The sequence below is a fragment of the Dyella silvae genome (assembly GCF_026421305.1).
Classification (GTDB): domain Bacteria; phylum Pseudomonadota; class Gammaproteobacteria; order Xanthomonadales; family Rhodanobacteraceae; genus Dyella; species Dyella silvae.
Map to the genome: position 1 here is coordinate 238,153 of NZ_JAPJBQ010000001.1, position 20,129 is coordinate 258,281.

General features: G+C 59.9%; 14 protein-coding genes. 7 read left to right on the plus strand and 7 right to left on the minus strand.

Annotated elements, in window-relative coordinates:
* Nucleotides 1–837: 837 nt before the first annotated feature.
* From OQE56_RS01065 to OQE56_RS01080, 4 genes are all read left to right on the plus strand, one after another.
* The gene (locus OQE56_RS01065; RefSeq protein ID WP_267220699.1) at nucleotides 838–1,365 is read left to right on the plus strand and encodes a hypothetical protein; all 528 of its coding nucleotides are present in this window, start codon (nucleotides 838–840) and stop codon (nucleotides 1,363–1,365) included.
* A 782-nt stretch (nucleotides 1,366–2,147) separates the two neighbouring features.
* Nucleotides 2,148–2,336 carry a DUF6229 family protein gene (locus OQE56_RS01070; protein WP_267220700.1) on the plus strand — a complete coding sequence of 63 codons (189 nt, stop codon included), beginning with the start codon at nucleotides 2,148–2,150 and terminating at the stop codon, nucleotides 2,334–2,336.
* Nucleotides 2,337–2,428: 92 nt separating this feature from the next.
* Nucleotides 2,429–5,299, plus strand: coding sequence for a type 2 lanthipeptide synthetase LanM family protein (locus tag OQE56_RS01075; RefSeq protein WP_267220701.1), 2,871 nt, complete (start codon nucleotides 2,429–2,431; stop codon nucleotides 5,297–5,299).
* Between the two features lie 26 nt (nucleotides 5,300–5,325).
* Complete coding sequence (locus OQE56_RS01080) at nucleotides 5,326–6,984, plus strand: ATP-binding cassette domain-containing protein (RefSeq protein ID WP_267220702.1); 1,659 nt, start codon at nucleotides 5,326–5,328, stop codon at nucleotides 6,982–6,984.
* Nucleotides 6,985–7,028: 44 nt separating this feature from the next.
* Here OQE56_RS01080 and OQE56_RS01085 read toward each other — a convergent pair whose 3' ends face one another.
* The gene (locus OQE56_RS01085; protein ID WP_267220703.1) at nucleotides 7,029–8,150 is read right to left on the minus strand and encodes a cysteine desulfurase family protein; all 1,122 of its coding nucleotides are present in this window, start codon (nucleotides 8,148–8,150) and stop codon (nucleotides 7,029–7,031) included.
* Between the two features lie 722 nt (nucleotides 8,151–8,872).
* Between OQE56_RS01085 and OQE56_RS01090 the strand changes: the two genes are divergently transcribed.
* Nucleotides 8,873–10,519: a tetratricopeptide repeat protein gene (locus OQE56_RS01090; protein WP_267220705.1), complete on the plus strand. Its 1,647-nt coding sequence runs from the start codon at nucleotides 8,873–8,875 to the stop codon at nucleotides 10,517–10,519.
* Between the two features lie 1,542 nt (nucleotides 10,520–12,061).
* Complete coding sequence (locus OQE56_RS01095; RefSeq protein WP_267220706.1) at nucleotides 12,062–12,664, plus strand: cytochrome c oxidase assembly factor Coa1 family protein; 603 nt, start codon at nucleotides 12,062–12,064, stop codon at nucleotides 12,662–12,664.
* Between the two features lie 147 nt (nucleotides 12,665–12,811).
* On the opposite strand, the gene OQE56_RS01100 is transcribed toward OQE56_RS01095, so the two are convergent.
* The 5 genes from OQE56_RS01100 to OQE56_RS01120 form a co-directional block, all read right to left on the minus strand.
* Nucleotides 12,812–13,138 carry a HigA family addiction module antitoxin gene (locus OQE56_RS01100; RefSeq protein WP_267220707.1) on the minus strand — a complete coding sequence of 109 codons (327 nt, stop codon included), beginning with the start codon at nucleotides 13,136–13,138 and terminating at the stop codon, nucleotides 12,812–12,814.
* Nucleotides 13,139–13,286: 148 nt separating this feature from the next.
* Nucleotides 13,287–13,616 carry a hypothetical protein gene (locus tag OQE56_RS01105; protein WP_267220708.1) on the minus strand — a complete coding sequence of 110 codons (330 nt, stop codon included), beginning with the start codon at nucleotides 13,614–13,616 and terminating at the stop codon, nucleotides 13,287–13,289.
* 765 nt (nucleotides 13,617–14,381) lie between these two features.
* Nucleotides 14,382–16,109: a cytochrome c biogenesis protein DipZ gene (locus OQE56_RS01110; protein WP_267220710.1), complete on the minus strand. Its 1,728-nt coding sequence runs from the start codon at nucleotides 16,107–16,109 to the stop codon at nucleotides 14,382–14,384.
* Between the two features lie 331 nt (nucleotides 16,110–16,440).
* On the minus strand, nucleotides 16,441–17,199 hold the full coding sequence (locus OQE56_RS01115) for an alpha/beta fold hydrolase (RefSeq protein ID WP_267220712.1): 759 nt from the start codon (nucleotides 17,197–17,199) through the stop codon (nucleotides 16,441–16,443).
* A 282-nt stretch (nucleotides 17,200–17,481) separates the two neighbouring features.
* On the minus strand, nucleotides 17,482–17,784 hold the full coding sequence (locus tag OQE56_RS01120; RefSeq protein ID WP_267220714.1) for a putative quinol monooxygenase: 303 nt from the start codon (nucleotides 17,782–17,784) through the stop codon (nucleotides 17,482–17,484).
* Nucleotides 17,785–17,895: 111 nt separating this feature from the next.
* Between OQE56_RS01120 and OQE56_RS01125 the strand changes: the two genes are divergently transcribed.
* Nucleotides 17,896–18,858: a GlxA family transcriptional regulator gene (locus tag OQE56_RS01125; RefSeq protein ID WP_267220716.1), complete on the plus strand. Its 963-nt coding sequence runs from the start codon at nucleotides 17,896–17,898 to the stop codon at nucleotides 18,856–18,858.
* A 193-nt stretch (nucleotides 18,859–19,051) separates the two neighbouring features.
* On the opposite strand, the gene OQE56_RS01130 is transcribed toward OQE56_RS01125, so the two are convergent.
* Complete coding sequence (locus OQE56_RS01130) at nucleotides 19,052–19,939, minus strand: DMT family transporter (RefSeq protein ID WP_267220718.1); 888 nt, start codon at nucleotides 19,937–19,939, stop codon at nucleotides 19,052–19,054.
* Nucleotides 19,940–20,129 lie beyond the last annotated feature (190 nt).

Consider the following 20,129-nt stretch of genomic DNA (forward strand, 5'->3'; position numbering starts at 1 on the left):
GGAATGCGCAATAGATGGGTTCAAGCGACACCGGTGGTAAGTGTGGGTTGGAAAAGGTCGATGGGTAATGCCACGGTGTGGGGGGCAGGGCCGTGCGGAGCGCACGTGGGGATAGGGTGGTTTGTCCGCGTCATCGCAGTCGCCTCGTCAAGACCGCGAGCGGCACATCGACGTTCGCGGCGAAACGTCGAACGGGCGCGGCGGCCGCGCGTTGACGCGGGCAGACAACTATTCTGGGAGAGGGCCGGGGCCCGGTCGTGATGGGTCGCTCGTATCGGCGGTGGGACGTAAGCGAACACGCCACCGTCGCCGGGCTGCCGAGGGCAGATTGTGTCGAGCGAGGAAGCCATCGGTGCGCCGTAAGAGCGGGAACCGGGCTAAGGTACGGCAAATTCGTGGGGTTGATCCAAGTCCTTGATTTATATTTGTTGTCAGCGGTTTGGTCGTGGTGCTTTTGCTGCGGGGTGCCGCGATTTCTTGCGGCGTTGTGATGCTGCGCTGATCTATGGGGCGCGATGCGTTTTGGGCTCCTGGACGTCTGGTTGGTGATCTCCCCCGCCAGAGCAGCGCAGTTGTTGTGAAGCACGCTAGGCCGTGCCTACAGCAATTCCCGCGAGCGCCTACGCCTCAACACAGGTCACCGTAGTTCTACGGTTGTGGTGGTGCTGCCTATCATCGACATTTCCCAAGCGCATGGTGATTGCAATCGCTCGATCGCATCGAGCCGGCAATCACATCGACTCGCACGAAACACCTGTTCCGCTGGCCGCTCACGAATTCATGCGCATGGCAGCCCTGGCGGGCACCGGTGAAGCCAACCATCTCAGGAGTGAGAGCATGAGCCAGCTGACCGCCAAGATTAAGCATGAATTTCTGGAGTTGTTGCCGCCGACGATCTTTTTCTTTGTGGCCTTGCATATCGTGGCTATCGTTCGCGCGCTGATGACGAAAGGCACGGGAATTGCGCTGCCTACGACGGCCGCTGTCACCATTGCCGCGCTTATCCTTGGCAAGTCGGTGCTGTTGGCCAACATGCTGCCATTCATCAACCGGTTTCCCGAAAAACCGCTGATATGGAACGCGGCGTGGAAAACGGTGATCTACACCATCGTGGCAACCATCATTCATTTCCTTGAAAAGCTCTACGACTTCTGGAAGGAAACGCACGACATCGGTGCGGCCTATCGCGAGTTGCTCGCCAACATCAATTGGGCACACTTTGTGGCCATCCAGATCCTGCTGTTGGTGCTGATCGGCAACTACTGTGTTTTCGAAGAGTTCGCGCGTGCCGTCGGTCGCGACAAGATCAGGCGCATGTTTTTCGGCCCCTTGCCCGCGCATATGCCGCAGCCTGCTACTGAGTAAAGCGATCCTTGGCACGCGGCACCAGGTTGCGTGCATGATCTTATTGCCGATCAAGACGCGTCTCACCGGCGCTGCCGCATGGAAGTGCCGCGCGTCCTGGCCTGTTCTTCTGGCTAGCTGAGAGCTGTCGCGTTCTTCGCGTTTTGACACATGTGAAGAGCGCCACATGCAACGGTGAAGCAGGGCGCGTTGTGCAAAAGCTTGCGACGCTGCTGCTCAATCATCGCGATGAACTGTGATGTAACGCACAACACTCATGTGCGCGAGCTCTCAATGTCTTGGCCTTCCAGGATTCTGACGATGAGTTGCAGGCAACCCTTGCGTCGCGCTCGTTCTCCAGAGGTCACGAGCTCTTCACGCCAGTGGATGTTTGACTAGAAGCTTGGGCATACGGGGCGCGCCTGCCGAGGCGTGCCAGGGACCAGGTCACAACAGTGACCCAGACGCATGCAAGGGGGCACAACCGGATGGATCAGGCAGTACGGAGCAGGGATGCTGTGGAAGCGAAGCGTCATCGCTCACCCCGGTCTTTGTGCAGCGCTTTCGATGCCTCTCCACGACATCGGCCATGTGTGCGCTTCGCGAATGCTTCGCGGGCCCGTACGGCAACAGAAAGCCGTCCCATTCTGCTCCCCATGTTTTCGCGCCGTCGTGAGATGAGCGCCAGCTCCACGTGAGCATCCCACCATCACAGACTTCATCGCAGCAGCGCTCACTGCGATAAAGGCACGTGCGATTTTCATGAGCGCTTAGTCCAAACCACCATCTAAGGAGTGCAACATATGCAAACCGATAACATCGTGGAAGGTTGGCTGAACGGTTCTGACAGCGTCAACGGCTACGCCAATCCGGCGGGCCCGCTCTACACCGAAGGTCATGCAGTGACGATCGCTGCTATTACCAATACCGATATCGCCCTGGTATCGCACTGCAGTTCCTGTACGGCCTCCCGGCCGGGTCTCTGCTGCTGATAGCAGGCCTTCATAGCAGCCGTGGCTTTGGCCACGGCTGTTTTTATCGCGCCTTGCGCACAAGTCTTTCCCTTGCTTGACAGGTGTTGACCATGGGTGACGTGCCTTCGATTGAAACGTTTGCTGTCATCATCGACTTCCTGACGGCTGATATCAGGCGGTCGGTGGTCAACAGGCTCTTGTCCGTTCCTGATCTGAGCGCCGATGAAGCGGCCGTTCTCGCCAGGGAAGCCGACAGGGCATTGCGCGACAGTGGCGAGCGAAAGCTCAATCGCGTACTTCTGCTCGAGCTGCATGCAGCCAAGCTCTCCGGGCAACTCACTGCACCGGATGAGAGCGGAAAGTTCGCTCAGTTTCTGGATCTCGCAACACGCGAGGACTTCAAGGCGGCGCTAAGGCGGCGCTACCCGGTGCTCCAGGATCGCCTGAACGCGACACTCGGACAACAGGGCGCCGCCATCGTCGACCTGGCCGAGCGCATCGCATCCGATCGCCATCAGCTTTCCAGCTTGCTGGGTGCGCCAGCCGGCGTGCTTCGTGCCGTCAGGCTTGGCGAAGGCGATGTGCACGATGGCGGCCATACCGTGGCGCAGATTGAGTTCAGCGGCGGCACGGTCATGTACAAGCCGCGCTCTCTGCGAATTGACGCAGCGCTCGCCGGTTTTCTGGACGATCTTTTTCAGGGGCAAGAGAACCACATCAAGGTTCCCGAGGTGCTTGATCGAGGCCCGTACGGCTGGACCGCATTTGCGGAACACCGGTACTGCACCAGCCAGAATGAACTGGCGACCTTTTATCGCAACATCGGCCATTGGCTCGCCGTCATGCGGCTCCTGGGTGGCACTGATATCCATCATGAAAACCTGATCGCGTCCGGTCCGGTGCCTTATGTGGTGGACGTGGAAAGTCTTTTCGTGCCCGATCCGTTGCTAGCGCCTTCTGACCTCGGGCAAGCCGTGGATCTCGCCGAGGCAATGATTCGCTCGTCAGTGCTCCGCACGGGCCTGGTGCCGTTCCGCGCACCGGTGCTCGGGCTCGATGGCGTGGATATTTCTGGCATCGGCGCGTTGCCGGGGCAGCAACCTAAGATTCGCGTTCCTGAAATCGTTCAGCACGGCACCACCGATGCCCATGTTGGGCTGGTGAGCGTGGATCTGGACATGGCGAAGAATCACCCCTGCGCCAATCCGGATATCTCCCACTTCTGGGCCGACATCGTTGCGGGATTCAAAGAGCTCACCGGCCGATTCATGGCACTTCACGACGAAGGGGCTCTTGCGTCAAAACTCACCGTGTTTCGTGGTTGCCGTATCCGGCACATTCAACGGCCGACGCAAGTCTACGTTGAGGTCATGCGCATGCTATGGCACCCCGCGTCATTGCATGACGAACCCGCCGCTATCGAGCGAGCGCGCGATCTCCTGACGCAGCAAGCGGCCGCCGGCAAAATCGCATCGTCCGAGCGGGCGGTGATCGATGACGAAATCGATGACATGCGTTACGGCGATGTCCCGGTATTTGCCAACGAGCTTGACCAGAACCAGCTCGATGAGGTCTTCAACGGTTGGCAGGCGATGCGCGTCGACCTTGAAGAGCTGACCATACGTGGCGCGCTCGTCACGCTGCATCTCAACGCACGACTGAACGACGACAAGCGCGCCCCCTACGACCTCAAGGCCAGGCATCCCAGTGCAAGCAACCTCGATCGCCGCCGCCGCTCCATGGCGGCGCTCACGCTGAAAGAGTTGCTTGAGCTTTCCGTGCGGGGAAGCGATGGAACGATGACCTGGATAAGCCCCGTTCTCGGGCGTAGCGGATGGGCGATGCGCAGCCTTCAGTCCGACCTTTACGTTGGTTTATGTGGTGTTGCCATTGCATTGGCAGGTTATCTCGCGGAGATGCGGCAGGGCAGGGCCGACGAAGTCGAAGGCGTAGAGCAGGCCCTGGATGGCGTGCTCCAGGTGCTGCGCAACACCGAACGGGTACGTGAAGCCGAGGCGGTAGGCGCGTTCATCGGTCTGGGCTCGCAGATCATTGCCTGGCTCACGCTGCACGGCATGCAGCCTCAATCGGACTTTCTCGCCATGGCGAGAAAGCAGGGCGAATCCCTGGAACAATGGGATTTCGAGAACGAGCGTGTATTCGACATCCTGGAAGGTGTGTCTGGCGCCATCGTGCCGTTGCTCCAGCTTGCAGAGGCGACGGGCGAATCACGCTGGCTCGATCTGGCGGCCAAAGCGGGCCGGCGGCTGGAACAGGCGGCGATCATCGACTGGCGCGGCGCGCGATGGCCTGCCTCGATTTTCGATGAGCCCATCGGCGGATTTGCTCATGGCGCCACTGGCACTGGCTGGGCGCTGACCCGTCTTGGATTGAGCGAGGCGGGCAGTGAAGACGATCGCAAGCGATGGCTTGCGCTGGGTGATCGCGCATTCGATTTCGAAGAATCGCTTTACGACGCCAGTGCCGGCAACTGGATCGATGTGCGCAAGCCGGAGAGCAAGGACTTCCCCAATACCTGGTGTCACGGCAGCGTCGGCATCGGTCTGGCGGCGTGCGATCTCTATGCGCGAACAGGTGACGCGCGACACCTGAGCACGTTGCGCCGTGCCGTGCTGGCAGCACGTAGTGGCGGCTGGGGATACAGTCACACGTTGTGCCATGGCGACCTCAGCATGTGGGAGCTGATGATGCGTGCCAGCAAACTGGTGCCGGATCTCGTGCCGCCTGAAGCGATGCCGGGAGCCGCGGTGATCCTGTCCAGCATCGAAGAGCATGGCATTGTCGGTGGCCTCGCGCGCGATGCCTTCTCGCCGGGCCTGATGAGCGGCATCTCCGGATCGATCCACCAGCTCATTCGCATGCATCCGGAGTGTGCTATCCCGTCGCCCTTGCTGATGGAGTGCCGCACAGGCGAGTACGTCAGAAGCCAATCCTTTGAACAAGAACTCCTGACGGCTTAGTCAAAGGCAAAGGGAGTGGGCGGCCGATGATCCTGAAGCGCTTTCTACGTCGATTCTACCGGCCGCTCGCTGGCGCAGCGCTGCTGTCGTGTGCCAGCGCGGCATCCACGGTTGCGCTGCTCTCGCATATCAATCGACTTGCATCCGAGGGGATCCATGGCCAGGCGATGCGCCCGCTTTTGACGGGCGTCCTGTGGCTGGTGGCCTTGTTTGCGACCAATGCCTTATCGCAGGTGCTGCTCGCCCGGCTGGGCGGCAACCTGGTGGCGCAGCTTCGCATGGAGTTATCGAAGCGCTTTATTGAGCTTGAGTACGAGAAACTGGCGGACCAGAAGCATTCCGTATTCGGTTCGCTCATCGAGGACGTTGCAAACATAGCGCCCATGGCGCTGGTGGCCCCTCTGCTGGCGTACAACCTGCTGCTTGCTTCGTTGTATGCGGGTTACCTCGCCACCGTGTCGCTGGCGCTACTGGGCATTCTCGCCATCTTCCTGTGTGCCACGTTGGCCGCGTCGTTACGGCTTGAACGCGTCCTGCGGGAGAAGCTCGACGAACTTCGTCAGGCTAACGAGAAGGTGTTCGAGTACTTCCGCTTTATCAGCGATGGCAAGAAGGAGATGACGCTGAATGCACAGCGCGCCGTGCATTTCACCCAGGAGCTGATGAATCCCGCCATTCTTCGCGCGCGAGGCATCATGGTGCGGGCCTACGCCGGTCTTGGTCTTAACGAGGCCTGGTCGATGGCCGTTATGTACGGCGCGATCTTTCTTATCGTCTACCTGGGGTACGCCTTTTTGGCGTTGACGCAGGACACGATCATCCACTTCGTGATTGGTGCGGTGTTTCTCAGCGGCCCGGTGAACTTTATTGTGAGCGCGGGCAGGCAGGTTGCCGTAGGGGCTGCCAGCTTGCGTCACCTCGAGCGCGTGGGCATGAATCTGGGCGTCGAGCTCAACGAAGATCAGCAGCGCCAGACCGAACGGCATTCGTTCGGCAGGTGGAGCCAGATAAGAATGGAGGGGGTTTGCTACAGCTATCCGGGCAACGCCACTTCGAAACCCATCGTCGGCCCGATCGATCTCACGGTTTCCCGTGGCGAGATGCTGTTCATTGTCGGTGGAAACGGTAGCGGTAAGTCGACGTTGTTGCTTCTGTTGAGCTCGCTGATAGCGCCAGACAAAGGGCGCATCTACATCGATGACTTGCCGGTCGATGCGGACATCCGTTCGTACCGCGAACGGTTCACCGGGGTGTTTGGCGACTTCTTTCTATTCCCTCATGTCCTCGGCGCCACGGGAAGTCCGCTTTCGGATGAGCGCATCGAACACCTGCTTGATGTGCTTGACCTTGGCACGCAGGTGCAAACGGCGAAAGGTGAGCTATCCCGCCTGACCTTGTCCACGGGGCAGAGGAAGCGGCTCGCCTTGCTCCAGTGTTATGCGGAGGATCGGGATATCTTCTTTTTCGATGAGTGGGCCGCGGATCAGGATATTCATTTCCGGGACTACTTCTATTGCACGCTCTTGCCGGCGCTGAAAGCCAACGGCAAAACCATCATCGCGATCAGCCATGATGACCGTTACTTCGCTATGGCCGATCGCGTGATTGCGCTCGACTCCGGATCCATCGTTTCAGACACGCGGCCAGGGACGCAGTCTCAATCGCGCAAAAGCGAAGCCGTTTAGCCGGGTTGTCATCCGGCGAAAACCAGGCGCGAGTGTCATCGCAGTCAGGTGATGTCCATCGATTGCAAGCCGCTGACGACGGCATCGATATCGTCCCGCGTCGTGCCGCGCCCAAGGCTGAAGCGAATGGCGCCCATGCCAACGCGTTCGCTCACACCCATGGCCGCCAGCACCGGCGATAACTCGACGGAGCCCGCATGACAGGCGGAGCCGGTAGAGGCAGCGACACCTTCGAGCCTCGCAAGTATGTCGGCGCCAATCTGGCCAACGAATCCAACGTTGAGTGTATTGGGTAGCCGCTGCGTGGCGTGACCGTTGAGCACCACCCGGTCGCCAAACTGACTTTGCAGCGACTGCCAGAAATGATCGCGCAGCGTGCGAATAGTTGCGACCTGGCCGACGTCCTGCGCCAATGCGCATGCCTCGCCCAGCGCTACGGTGAGCAGCGCGCTTTCAGTGCCAGCGCGTAGTCCGTGTTCATGTCCGGCGCCGTGGATCAGTGGCTCCAGCGTCGTGCCGCGACGGACATACAGCGCCCCAACGCCCTTGGGCGCATACAGTTTGTGCCCCGCCACGCTGAGCAGGTCGACGCCGAGTTTCTCGACGTGTGTCGCCACTTTGCCCACGGACTGTGCGGCATCGGTGTGAAAGCGGATGCCGCGCTCACGCGCGACGGCGGCAATAGCCTCAATGGGCTGAAGCGTGCCGGTCTCATTGTTCGCGTGCATGATGCTGATGAGCACCGTGCGCGGCGTGATGGCCCGACGCACCGCTTCGGGATCGACCTGTCCCGACGAATCCACAGGCAGATAGGTGACTGAAGCCCCGAGGCGTTCCAGGAACGCGAGAGGCTTCAGCACGGAAGGGTGCTCCGTTACCTGCGTAATGATGTGATCGCCTTTATCCCGCAACGCGAAGAAACTGCCCTTGAGGGCCAGGTTGTTCGCTTCGCTGCCGCCGCTGGTAAAGACCACTTCGTCCGGCTGAGCGCCGAGCAGCGAGGCGACCTGTTGGCGTGCACGGTCCAACGCCGCCTTCGCTGGACGGCTGGCCCAATGCCCACTCGACGGATTGCCGAACGCGTCAGGCAGATAAGGCCGCATCGCAGCTTGCACCGCAGGATCGATCGGCGTGCTGGCGTTGTAGTCCAGATAGACGTGCTTCATCTCAGAACCCCAGCTCTTTGTACCTATGCTTGATCAAACCCCGTGATGCGAGAGCGCGAACTCAGGCCGATACGGAGCGGTGGCTTCTCTTGGCGACAGCAACGATAACGTCGAAAAGGAAGGTAAGACCACCCATAGCGTCGATCGCATAAGCAAATGGATAGCGGCGAGCTTCGAGGTTGCTGTCGAGGTCGGGTAAGGTCGCCGATGCTCGATGTCGCTAACGAAGCCGGCCTTGTGGTTAGCGTGCTTTGCCGCCCGCTCGCCATCTCCCTCCACGCATAACTGAAAGTCTCCCGGCAAATCAGCGCCAGCGAGAACCACGGTGCGTAAGCGCTAAATCATCGAAAGCCTGTTTGGCGCAGATTCCTGCGTTCTTAGCCCGAGCATTCAACGCTTGCGGATCACCGCGTCGATTATTGACCTGGGGAAACGATGAAATCGCGAAGAGGCAGGTAATGGCCGGAGCGCCGCGGGACTAGCATGCCAGCCGTCTCTCGAAAGGAATTCGGCATGCGCCGCACGGCCATTCTGAGCATCGTGTTGACGCTGATCACATGAAGATCGATAGGGGCAATCCTCTTCGCACTGTGCAAGATCGTATGAAGTTGCGCTGTGGCGTGCGAGCCCTGTTTTGAAGGCACTTGACGCAATCATGGGATATGTCAATTTGGTGACGGTTGCGTAAACGCGATCTGATCGTTCACAGGAAGTGGAGCCATATGGATATGGGGCACGATGGAAGGCCGTCTTTAAAAGTTCAGCAAGCGCAGGCCATCGCCGTGCAGGCCCTGGGCTTGGCTGCAAGAGGATTTTTAGCTGAAGCGGAAAGCGAATTGCGGCGGGCGCTTGTCATGCTTCCCGGCGACCCTGCCATCAGCTTCAATCTCGCGCGCGTGTTGATGACCAGTCACCGCCCGGGTGAAGCGCTTCATCTGGTGAATCAAACACTCGCTGGCGAAGCGAATCGGTCAGCCAATCTTCTACTTCTTCGCGCGCAAATCCTGTTGGCCATGGCGCGGCATGCAGAAGCGATCATCGCGTTTAAAGAAGCCATAGAAGCCGACCCACATAACGGCCTCGCAGAACTGGGTCTCGCCACCGCCTTGGGAGAGTCCAGACAGCCGCTCGCAACCGCGGAAGCCGCACAGCGCGCCATTCACAAAGGTGCGGATCGGCCAAGCGCGCGATACATTCTCGGGCGCTCTCTCAACGAGTGCGGTCGATTCCAGGAAGCCGAATCGGAGCTTCGTCGTGCGGTGCAATTGAACCCAGACCATGAGCCGTCGCAGGTCATGCTCGCCGAACTGATCTGGATGCAAACCAGTGATGTGACATTGGCAACTCACGAGCTTGACCGCAGCCTGCAAAGACAGCCACACGCCACCGGCCTTCGCGTTACGAAAGCGAAACTTCTCGAGAGCGCTGGCCACACGGCAGCTGCTGTGGCTGAACTGGAAGCAGGGCTGGAACGCGATCCCAACAACCTGCAGTTGCGATTGGCAGCAGCTCAGGCGCTGGTCGCGGAGCAGCCTCTTCGCGCGCTCTTTCATGCCGAATGCGCTTTTCGTCTTGCACCAAGAGATCTGGCCGTCGTGGCTATCTACGGAGACACCCTTTTTGCCGCCGGGCGTGTCGCCGATGCCGAAAAGGTCGCAATGCACGGCCTGCAGATTCATCCGAACAACAACCATTCCATCGCCCTCCTGGGGAACGTATGGCGATGGAAAGGGGATTCGCGTTATCAGGAGTTGTTCGACTACAACGCCTTAGTAAGGGCTTCGCCGCTGGAAACGCCCGCCGGGTGGTCGACGCTTGCCGCTTACCTCGCGGATCTCGCTCGGAGCCTTCATGAGCTTCATCAGCTCAATGCGCATCCCGTGAATCAGACGCTACGCCGGGGTTCTCAGATTGGCATCGAATTAGAAGCGTTGAAGGATTCCGCGCTTCATGCATTCCCTCAAGCCATCGATGGGCTTATTCGTAAATACATGGCTGCCATTGGGCATGGCATGGATGTATTCCGTCGCCGTAACACGATGCGCTACAAGCTCAATGGCATGTGGACCGTTCGATTGCGGCCTCAAGGTCATCACGTCAACCATTTTCATGGCCAGGGATGGTTGTCTTCCGTTTGCTACATCGAACTGCCGGAGACGTTGGGCAAGCAAGGCGGTGAGGGGTGGCTGAAATTAGGTGAACCCTTGCTTGGGCCCTCCGATCGCAAACTCGACCCGGAATTTTTTCTTAAACCCGAGCCGGGACTTCTGGCGCTGTTTCCTTCCTGGATGTGGCACGGCACCGTTCCATTCTCTGGTAGCGAGAAGGATCGGCGCCTGACCATTGCGTTTGACGTCGTTCCTGCCTGATCGATCGGCTCAAACACGGCGTAAAGGAACGGTGCCGGAAAATGCGCACCATACGATTCAAATCGGCCTGGCGCTCGAAGGTCGTTTTCATATCCAGACTGGGGCGCGGTCAGCGTCGAGAGCGACGGCTGATGCGGTGGTGACCCCGGGCGTCGAGCTCATACGTCGTGAATGGGCGCCTGTCCAACGACGAAGATAATCATGACCATTGCGCACTCTGCCGGGCCAAGTTCTCGGATCTTGGTCGTCCCGGTAAGCTAAACATCGGGTTCTGTACGTTGGATGGCCGGCACTGGGTCTGCTAACAGTGCGTGGACGATTTCAAGGCTCGCTTGCAGTGATTATTGATCGACGACCCGAATATGCGGACTCCTTATACTGTCCGCTTCCGACCCGAAGCAGACCTTAAATGGAACCGTGTAGAGGGACAATCTTGGCAGAGTTCGTGAAAGTCAAAGTCGAATGGTCGGGAGAGAAGTTGGCGAGACTGCCAACTTTGGGAACCTACTCAACGGTCGCTCGATTTGCAGATGACCACGATTGGCCTAACGGCGATACGTGGAGCATCGTTCTGCTTCTACCTTCGGTGGACAAAATGCGAGGCGGACCTTTTGAGGCGGAAGCACGGTTTCTGGCCCCCGACGCCCCAATAGGCCGCCTAAGCCATGGGTCCGTATTCGAGCTGTTTGAAGGCCGGGTCAGGACGGCTACTGTACTGGTTTTATGACTGCTTCCGACCCGGAGCGGACGTTGCGGCTTTGGTGGATTTGTCCAAAGTAAGGGCATGGGGGAAACATGATCGGCGCCACATCGCTATGAATACTTGTCCGCACTGTGGGGCTCGCGCGAGCGCGATTCGCCTACTCTCAGCTACGAGGAGGTGGCCTTACCGGTGCAGTGGCTGCGGAAAGCAGTCGCGCTTGCTTGCGGAACAAAACACACTTGCCGTGTTGGTCGTTGTCGCTGGCGTGATTGTATGTGCCTCAGTCATTTACCCAACCTGGGGTTTTGCAGTTGCGCTCGCTGCTTTCTTGGCTGTGTACGCTGTCCTCGGCATCGTTATGTTGTTTTATATGCGTCTCGAAAAGTTGCCGCTGACGTAGCCGGCGAAAGAGCGTAGATATCGTTCGCGGCGCAAAATTGAAACGTCCGCTTCCGACCCATAGCGGACGCTTTCAGTGGGTTGGCCGCTAAGGCACTATTGGAGTCAGGGGCTAGTTGGGGATGGGTATGGAGAAGCTATTCAAGGCTGTCGCCTTTGGGGCATGCGCGTTTGGCTTGATGGCTGTGTTTGTGCTTCTCGTAGTTTTCATCAAGTGCATGGTTCTGAGCGTCCCATTCCTACTCTCAATTGCGCTCCCTCCAGCCTTGCGTAGTAGCGCTTCCTTCGGTGTTGTCGTCACCGCTTTCATATTTATCGCCCTTCGGTCGAAGGAGCGGGAGAGGCTCTGAAGGCCAGAGGCAACATTGCGGGAATGTCCGCTTCCGACTCAAAGCGAACCCGATATGGGCTTCAATAGAATTCAGAATTTGGGGAAGGGAATGGAAAACACGTCAGGGGGTGGTTCTCGAGCGATCGTGCCGCCGGAAGTTGATCGCTGGAACTGGGGCGCCTTTCTACTCACTTGGATTTGGGGGATAGGGAATAGCACGTTCATTGCGTTCCTCATGTTCGTCCCGTTCGTCAACCTCGTGATGTGGTTCGTGCTCGGGGCCAAGGGAAGTGCATGGGCCTGGCAAAACAGGCGCTGGAACAGCATCGAGGACTTCCGGCGAACACAGCGCAAGTGGGCCCTATGGGGTGGCATTACCCCCGTGCTCTTTGTTCTGATCTTCGGCGGCATCTTTTGGACCGTCGCGACGACCATGAAGAATTCCGGTGCCTACCAACTCGCCGTCAGCGAGTTGAGATTGAGCCGGGAGGTAACGGAGGTCCTCGGTTCACCGATCACGACAGGTATTCCGATGGGAAGCATTCAAATGTCCGGGCCCAATGGGAAGGCGAGCCTTGCCTTTTCTGCAGAGGGCCCAAAAGGCAAGGGCAAGATCTACGTCGAAGGTGTGGAAGCGATGGGGCAGTGGCGACTGGAGCAGGCTGTTTTCGAAGATGCGACCACAAAACGTCGAATTGATCTTCGGAAGTAACGCGAGCGGATACGAAGAGCTCGTCGATCTTGAAGTCGGAGTGTCCGCTTTCGACCGAAGCGGACATCGCAAGTTGGAAAGGGAGAGATGTGCACGGAACCAAGAAAAGGGGCTCAGAGCGCTTTTCTGCTTCCTTTTCTGGGCGACCTAACGCGAAGAAGCACTTGGCTCGTTTATCGCGAATTCGCGCCCGCGCCGTTCCCGCTCCAGATCGCACTGCACTTGCAGCAGCATCCAGTAGAGCGCGCTGGTGTTGAGCACCACGGCGAGGCGGATGGCGTAGTTGGCGCGCATGGGTACCTCGCCCATGATGAGTCGCCGCAGGCTGGTCACGGTAATCCCCGTGCGGCGGGCGAGGGCGGAGAGGGTCATGGCGCGGGGTATCAGGTAGTCGTTCTTCAGCACCTCGCCGGGGGTGCGCAGGCGCTGTGAAGGGTCCACCCGCAGATGCGGGTCGAGGCGAATCAGGTTCATCGGATTTTCCGGTCAGGCACGGCAAGGCGACGCATCAGGGATGACATCGATGCGTGTCGGGGAATGTCCTGCGACGCTGTGCGTGATCGCCCAGGTGTGGCGCATCGAAGGGTATCGATGCGCCACGGGGAACGATCACAGGACGGGGCTAAGCGTTCACTCTCAACGCCTCACCGGACCCATCCACCAGACGTTCAAGGCACTGGATCGCGGTGGCCACTGCAATGGCCACGGAGGCCGAAAGCGGCCATTCCAACGACTTGTGGGGAAACCCTTGGGTGCGGGCGTGCAGGCACTGCTCGTGATCGATGCGCAGACGCGTCAGAGCATAGGCAGCCAGGGCGAGGTCTTCGCGGGTGAACACGGGCGGGGAGGGGTGTGCCGACGCCGACCCCTTGAGGGTGTCGGGTGGAGGAGTGTGGGTGCTGCCGGTGGGAACGGGCAGGCGTGCGCGTGCCGTATGATCGTGGGTAGCCAAGATCAACTCCTAAGGTTGGCTTTGGTCAGCGGGTCGTGAGTGTTGACGCACTCGCGGCCCGCGCTTCATGACATCACTGCCATGGTCACTCGCGGCAACCGGTGAACAGACACCGCGAGCGACCCCTCGAGAGTACTCAGGGCTGCCATGGGCCGCTGTAGGGGTTTACCGCTACGCGCTACCCCTGTGTCGGCCGGCATGCCGACTGAATGGCCTGACGGCCGAACTTGGCACACGGTTACGACCTGGGACCAAAAAGGGACGGCGGCAGTTACATCAGCTAACTACTTCCATCCCCTTTTATTGCCGCCTAGGTCCGCTTCCGACCCGTAGCGGACCATTTTTGTTGTCGCTGTCGTAACTCCACTTGTGTGCGCACGCCCGCTTGGTAGTCATTCACTCTCGATCTCCGCGGAGGATCGATCGAAGAAACCATTTCAGATCGCGACTTTTTCCCATCAAGACGAGTTCCCTTGGGGTCATGTTTCCGAGTTCGGCAATAGCTGTGCTGTTCCACCAATCAGTCAAAAGCGAAGCGTCGGGCTCCACACATCGAGCCAAGCTGATGATGGATGGATGTTGTGGCGCCTTTGAATGGCAGTTGATGGTCGTGAGCATGGACTTCTCTCCGAAGAGATTGATTAGGTGCCGCCATGGCCAAGGGGTCTACAGCCCACGACCAGAGTAGTGGGAGGGCTGTGCCGCTCCCCTATCGCGACGTCTTGGGGACGAACCATGAGATCTCGCTCTTGCCCACGGCGCCGCTCAACCGAAGGTGAAGGCGTATGCCTGCACGCCAGCGTCGAGGAAGGTGATTTCGAAGGTGTGTTCGCCGCTGCCGTTGGCCTGCCGCACGAGTTGGTAGAGGCGTTGAACGGTGACGGTGCCATTGCCATCGGCATCGATATCCATGCCATGGTCGGGGCCAGGCACCTTTCCATCGATCAGCACGCGAAAGCGCACGGGCTTGCCGTCGGGGCCGGGACCCAGCACGAGGTGCAGGTCGCGGCCATGGAAACGATAGGCGATGCGCCCGCCAGCATCATCGAGCCGCGCGTTTTCTTCGCCGACTGTCCAGTGCCCGTCGAGCGCCCACTGGTTGGCTGTCAGTGTCTGAGGTGCGCGGTAGGTCGAGCTGTTGTCATGCGTCATCTGACCGCCGGCAAAGCTTTCGGCCCGTGCATAGCCCACATAGGTTTCTGGTGAGAGTTTGTCGTCATGTTCGCCGGCGGCGGCTTCTGCGCCCTTCGCATTGGGCTGTACGTAGCCAGCTGGCAGGTTCTTTTGGCCAGCCTCGGTCAGCAGTTGGCGAATCACATCTTCACTCTCGGCGTAGGCGCCCTCGCCGAAATGGTGGTGGCGAATTCGACCCTTGGCGTCGACGAAGTAATGCGCCGGCCAGTATTCGTTGCCGAAGCTCTTCCAGATGACGTAGTTGTTGTCGAGCGCGACCGGGTAGTCCACACCGAGGTCCTTCACGGCATGGGTAACGTTGTGCGGATCCTTCTCGAAGGCGAACTCGGGCGCATGCACGCCGATGACTACAAGTCCGTGATCCTTGTACTTGTCGGCCCAGCCACGCACGTAAGGAAGTGTGCGAATGCAGTTGATGCAGGAGTAGGTCCAGAAGTCGATCAGCACCACCTTGCCGCGCAGCGACTGCGCTGTGAGCGGAGGACTGTTGAGCCATTGGGTAGCGCCGTCGAGCGGAGGCAACTCGCCTTCTATCGACAACGGCTCACCGACCTTGGCGACGGGTTGCGCGGGAGATGCCGGGCGTGCCACTTCGATCAGCCTCTGCTCGATGCCGCCGGTGCTAGCGAGAGAGACGCGGGTGAGCAACCCCGTGTCCAAGCCCAGCGCAATGGCGGCGACGCCGGCCAACACCAGGGCGCCGAGGGCGCGACGCACCCACTCGCCCGCACCGAGCGAACGCTTCATGAGGGCGAACACCTTGCCACCAATGGCAAGTGCCAGCGCAAGCGAGGTCGCGGCGCCGCCCGCATAGGTGAGCAGCAATACCGTCGTCTGGACGCTGGCTCCGTTGAGAGCCGCTCCCGTAAGCAGCAATCCCAGGATGGGGCCTGCGCATGGCGCCCACAGCAGCCCCGTTGCGACACCCAGGCCTGCGGCCGAAAGCACCGAATCATCATGGCTGTCGCTTTGCTGAGTCAGCTTGTTGCCTAGCGCTACGAACGGGCGGCTGATCCATTCGGCGACGCGCTCGGAGAGCAAGGTAAGGCCGAGCACGGCAAGCACAGCAAGGGCAAGCAGGCGGCCATATTGGTTGGCGCGGATGGCCCAACCGCCCCCCACGGCGGCAAGCGTGGCGACTACCGCAAAAGTGAGGGCCATGCCAACGAGCATGGGCAGTCCATTGCGTGCGAACGGGCGGTCCGCTCGCGCGAAGACGAAGGGCAGCACCGGCAGGATGCACGGACTAAGGATCGTCAGCACGCCGCCGAAGTAAGCAAGGATCAGTAGTAGAAGCATACGGGTGACATCCGTGGTGGATTGAGGGGGAGCACGACCTGGGAGTGAGGTGATGCCCCTGTGCGTGCGAGGTCGCAGGTATGGCGAAAAGTGCGCGCGGGTTTGCGTGCCAACGTCTGTGCTTCAGTCGCGCCGAACGCACATGCTTGGCTGGTCGGTAGACGGAACGACGCGTCCACTCGTCGACAAATCAGATGTCAGCCAAACTGGTCAAAATGCGGCTGTGGCGATGTGACAGTCACAGCGCGCGCCTGCAATGAGGGCATGTCGCTTTGCGGTGATGCAATTCATCAGCACAAAGGAGACATGTCCCTCATCGAGGTAGCACTTGTCAGTCCGTCTGCTTAGCTGCGCTCTCGATCACCCGTGCCACAGCAGCTGGCTGTGCGACGAAGGAAGCGTGGCTTGCGGCAAGCTCGGTGACCTTGGCGCCCGAGCGCTGATACATCCATCGCTGCAACTGCGGGCTCACCACGTGATCCAGGGTCGTGAGAATGGCGTAGCTGGGCTTGTTGTGCCACGCCGCTGCCGTGACTGGTGCGCCCAATGCCTTTTGTGCGAGCTGCTGTTGGGAGTCCGCCAGGAACTGCGCGTCCGAAGGCGAGAGATCCGCGGCGTAGGTTTCGCGGAATTTGGCCGCCGGAAGATAGAAATATTTGTCCGGCGTTGCGCGCATGGCGTCGTTGGGCGCGGCGAACTTTGACAGCAGTTGACCGCTGGCTTCGCCGACTTCGGGTTGCAGTGCGGACACATAGACGAGTGCGCTGACCTTCGGATCGGCACCAGCCTCCGTGATCACCGAGCCACCGTAGCTGTGACCGACGAGCACGACAGGGCCGCTCTGCTGATCCAGCACGCGCTTGGTGGCGTCGACGTCGTCCGCCAATCCTGTCAGCGGCTCCTGCACGATGGTCACGTGGAAACCATCCTTGGTCAGGATGTCATGGACGGCTCGCCAGCCGGATCCATCCACCAACGCGCCATGGACAATGACAATATCTTTCGCAGCCGGCTTCGGCTGGGCGTGAGCCATCGTGCCGCCCAGGGCAAGCAGCAAGGCAACGGCAATCTTCTTTCGTAGCGTGAGCATTTCAACCTCCAGAGGAATGTGAATCAGCCCGGCGTTCTTCTCGTGTGAGTTGCCATCGGGCAAAAAGTGAGTAGTGACGGTCGTCGACCGGTATTGAAGAGAGCGCCTCAGACATCACGCCGATTTGGCCGTAGCGAATGGATCGCTTTGGCCGCATGCTTCCCACAGGGTCTTTTCAACCCGATGCCCTTTACGTCGTGATGCCGATGCATTCCGACCACATGTCGGCATACGCGCGCCGCAGGTTGCACTCGCGCGCCGATGTACTGAGGCGCAAAGACATCAAGGCAGCTTGTTCTTCATCGCCAGTACGTCGATCGGCTCCACCGAGGGCGGGGTGGCCAGCAGCTCGCTGGCTTGCGCCATCAGGGCCTTGGCCATGTCGCCTTTCAGGTGCGCCTGACGGCCTTCTTCATTTGCAAAGGCGTCGAAGACGCCGAACGTCGTGGGCGAGAGCTTCAGGGCGAACCAGATCGGCGTGGCCGCCTCGCGATTGGTTAATTCCAGGCCGGCGGCAAGAAAGTCCGCTACCGCCTGTTCCTTACCCGGCTTGGCTTCGAGCCGGACAAACAATGCACATTTCATGGTCTTCGTTCTCCAGGATGGGTTTGGTTGGCTGCGCAGTGGGGAGAACTTTACAAATCAGTCGTTTGCGCAAATACTGGCGCGATTGACATCTTTGGTATTGATTGAGCCATGCGAATTGCCATACTTGCCCTGGAAGGCATGTTCGACACCGGCCTCACGACCGTGCTCGACGCGCTGGCGACGGCCAATACGCTTGCGCAATGGACGGGGGTGTCCACGCCGGGTTTTGACGTGACCCTGGTGGGAGTTCGACCGCAGGTGCATACCGCGCTCGGGCTGCAAGTGCCCGTACGCGAAATCGCCGACATGCCCGTGCCCGATTGGGTGATCGTGCCGGCACTGGCCGACATCGTGGTCGAGCGACTCCTGCCCACGCTTGGGCGCGACGATGTCGTCGATGCCATCGGCGTGCTTCGTCGATGGCACGACGCCGGTGCCCGCCTGGCGGCAGCCTGTACCGGCACCTTTGTGCTCGCCGAAAGCGGCTTGCTGGCCGGATGTGAAGCCACCACCACGTGGTGGCTCTCGCCGGTGTTTCGGCAGCGCTACCCGGAGGTGTGTCTCGATGTGCATCGCCTCGTCGTTCCAAGCGGCACCATGGTGACGGCCGGTGCGGCACTCAGCCATCTCGACCTTGCGCTGTGGCTGATCCGCAACAACAGCCCTGAACTGGCGGCGCTCGTTGCCAAATACCTTGTATGGGACTCGCGGCTATCTCAGTCGGGCTATGTGATCTCCGATCACCTCGCTCATTCCGATCCGCTGGTCGAGCGTTTCGATCGCTGGGTGCGCGAACGCCTGGATTCGACGCTGACGCTCGATGCCATCGCCGAAGCGCTCGGTACCAGCAAGCGCACGCTGTCGCGGCGCCTCGATAGCGTATTGGGCAAGACGCCAGTCGAATACATCCAGGATTTACGAATCGAACGGGCCGTCCAATTACTGAAGACCAGCAAATTCAGTGTCGACCAGATCGCCGAACAGGTCGGCTATGCCGATGGCGTGACACTACGTACGTTGCTGCGCAGGCGGCTCGGAAAGGGCATACGCGAGTTGCGCCCGCGCGAGTAAACACGCGGTGCCAAACAAAGAACGACATGGACGTCCGCTTTCGACCCAACGCGGGCAGGATAGGTGGCAGCCATCAGTCGCCTTCTGGGGAAAGGAATGCGGGCCGAAATTATCGAGATCTATTCAGATCAGTCGAATGCAGGGGTGCTACGCCAACCTACTCATCCGGTAAGCGACCAGGACGTTCATACACCTACACCCCCTCTACTTTCCGAAATAGCGAGTGGAGCAAGGATTCGCCGTTGACGATGAATGCGCCGCCGAGCACCAGAATCGCGCCCACGGCGAAGCTCATGTCGACAGGCTCGTTGAGGAACACATGCCCAAACGCGACGCCGAAGAGCGGCGTGAGAAACGAGAGCACCCCAAGTCGAGCAGCGAGGTAGCGGCGGAGCAGGATGAACCATGTGAGGTAGCTTGCGAATGACACGATGATTGCCTGGAAACCGAGGCTCATCCACACGGGAGTCGTCCAGGTCACGCTTGCCTGTCCGTTGGCAAGCGCCACGGCGAGCAAGACGACAAATGCCGCCGCCAACTGATAGAAAAGCGTCTGCGCGGCGGGTGCCTGGCTCAGGGTGGAAGTGCGGACGACCACGGTGGTGAATCCCCACGCCGCCCCGCCGCAGATGCCCATGAGGTCTCCCAGCAGCGAACTGTCCGCATTGGGTGAGTTGGATGTGCCTCCATGCAGCAGGAAGGTCGCGGTGATGCCCGCGAATGCGATCACAATGCCACACCATTGGAGGGGCGATAGCCGTTCCCCGGGTGCAAACGCATGCAAGCCCAGCGCCGCGAAGAGGGGCGCCGTGTAGAGAAACACTGCCATATGAGCAGCCGTCGTTCGAGTCAGGCCTTCGGCAACGAAGAGGAACTCGGCAGCGAACAGGGCACCTGCCACCAAACCGGCGACACTCGAGCCTCGGAGCCAGCGAGCCGAGCCAAACAGTCGGTCGGCAGCCAACACCAATACGGCGGCGATGCCGGAACGAACGGCGATCTGCATGACGGGGGCCACGTCTGCAGCAATCGCTTTGATGGCAACCTGTTGGAACCCCCAGACCGCGCACAAGACGGTCATGATCAGAACCGCATTTGTATCTAGGGGGCGTCGCAAGGGAATGGTCTCATTCTTGGGGGCGGCGATTTTAGACTAGGCGCAGCGGCGCTAAATAGCTTGAAGACGCCAGCCGGTCGCGCCATTTCGCCAACGTGCAAAACCCTATCCCATGGAAGCAAGCATCTCCATCTTCCGCCCTTCATCAAGGCGC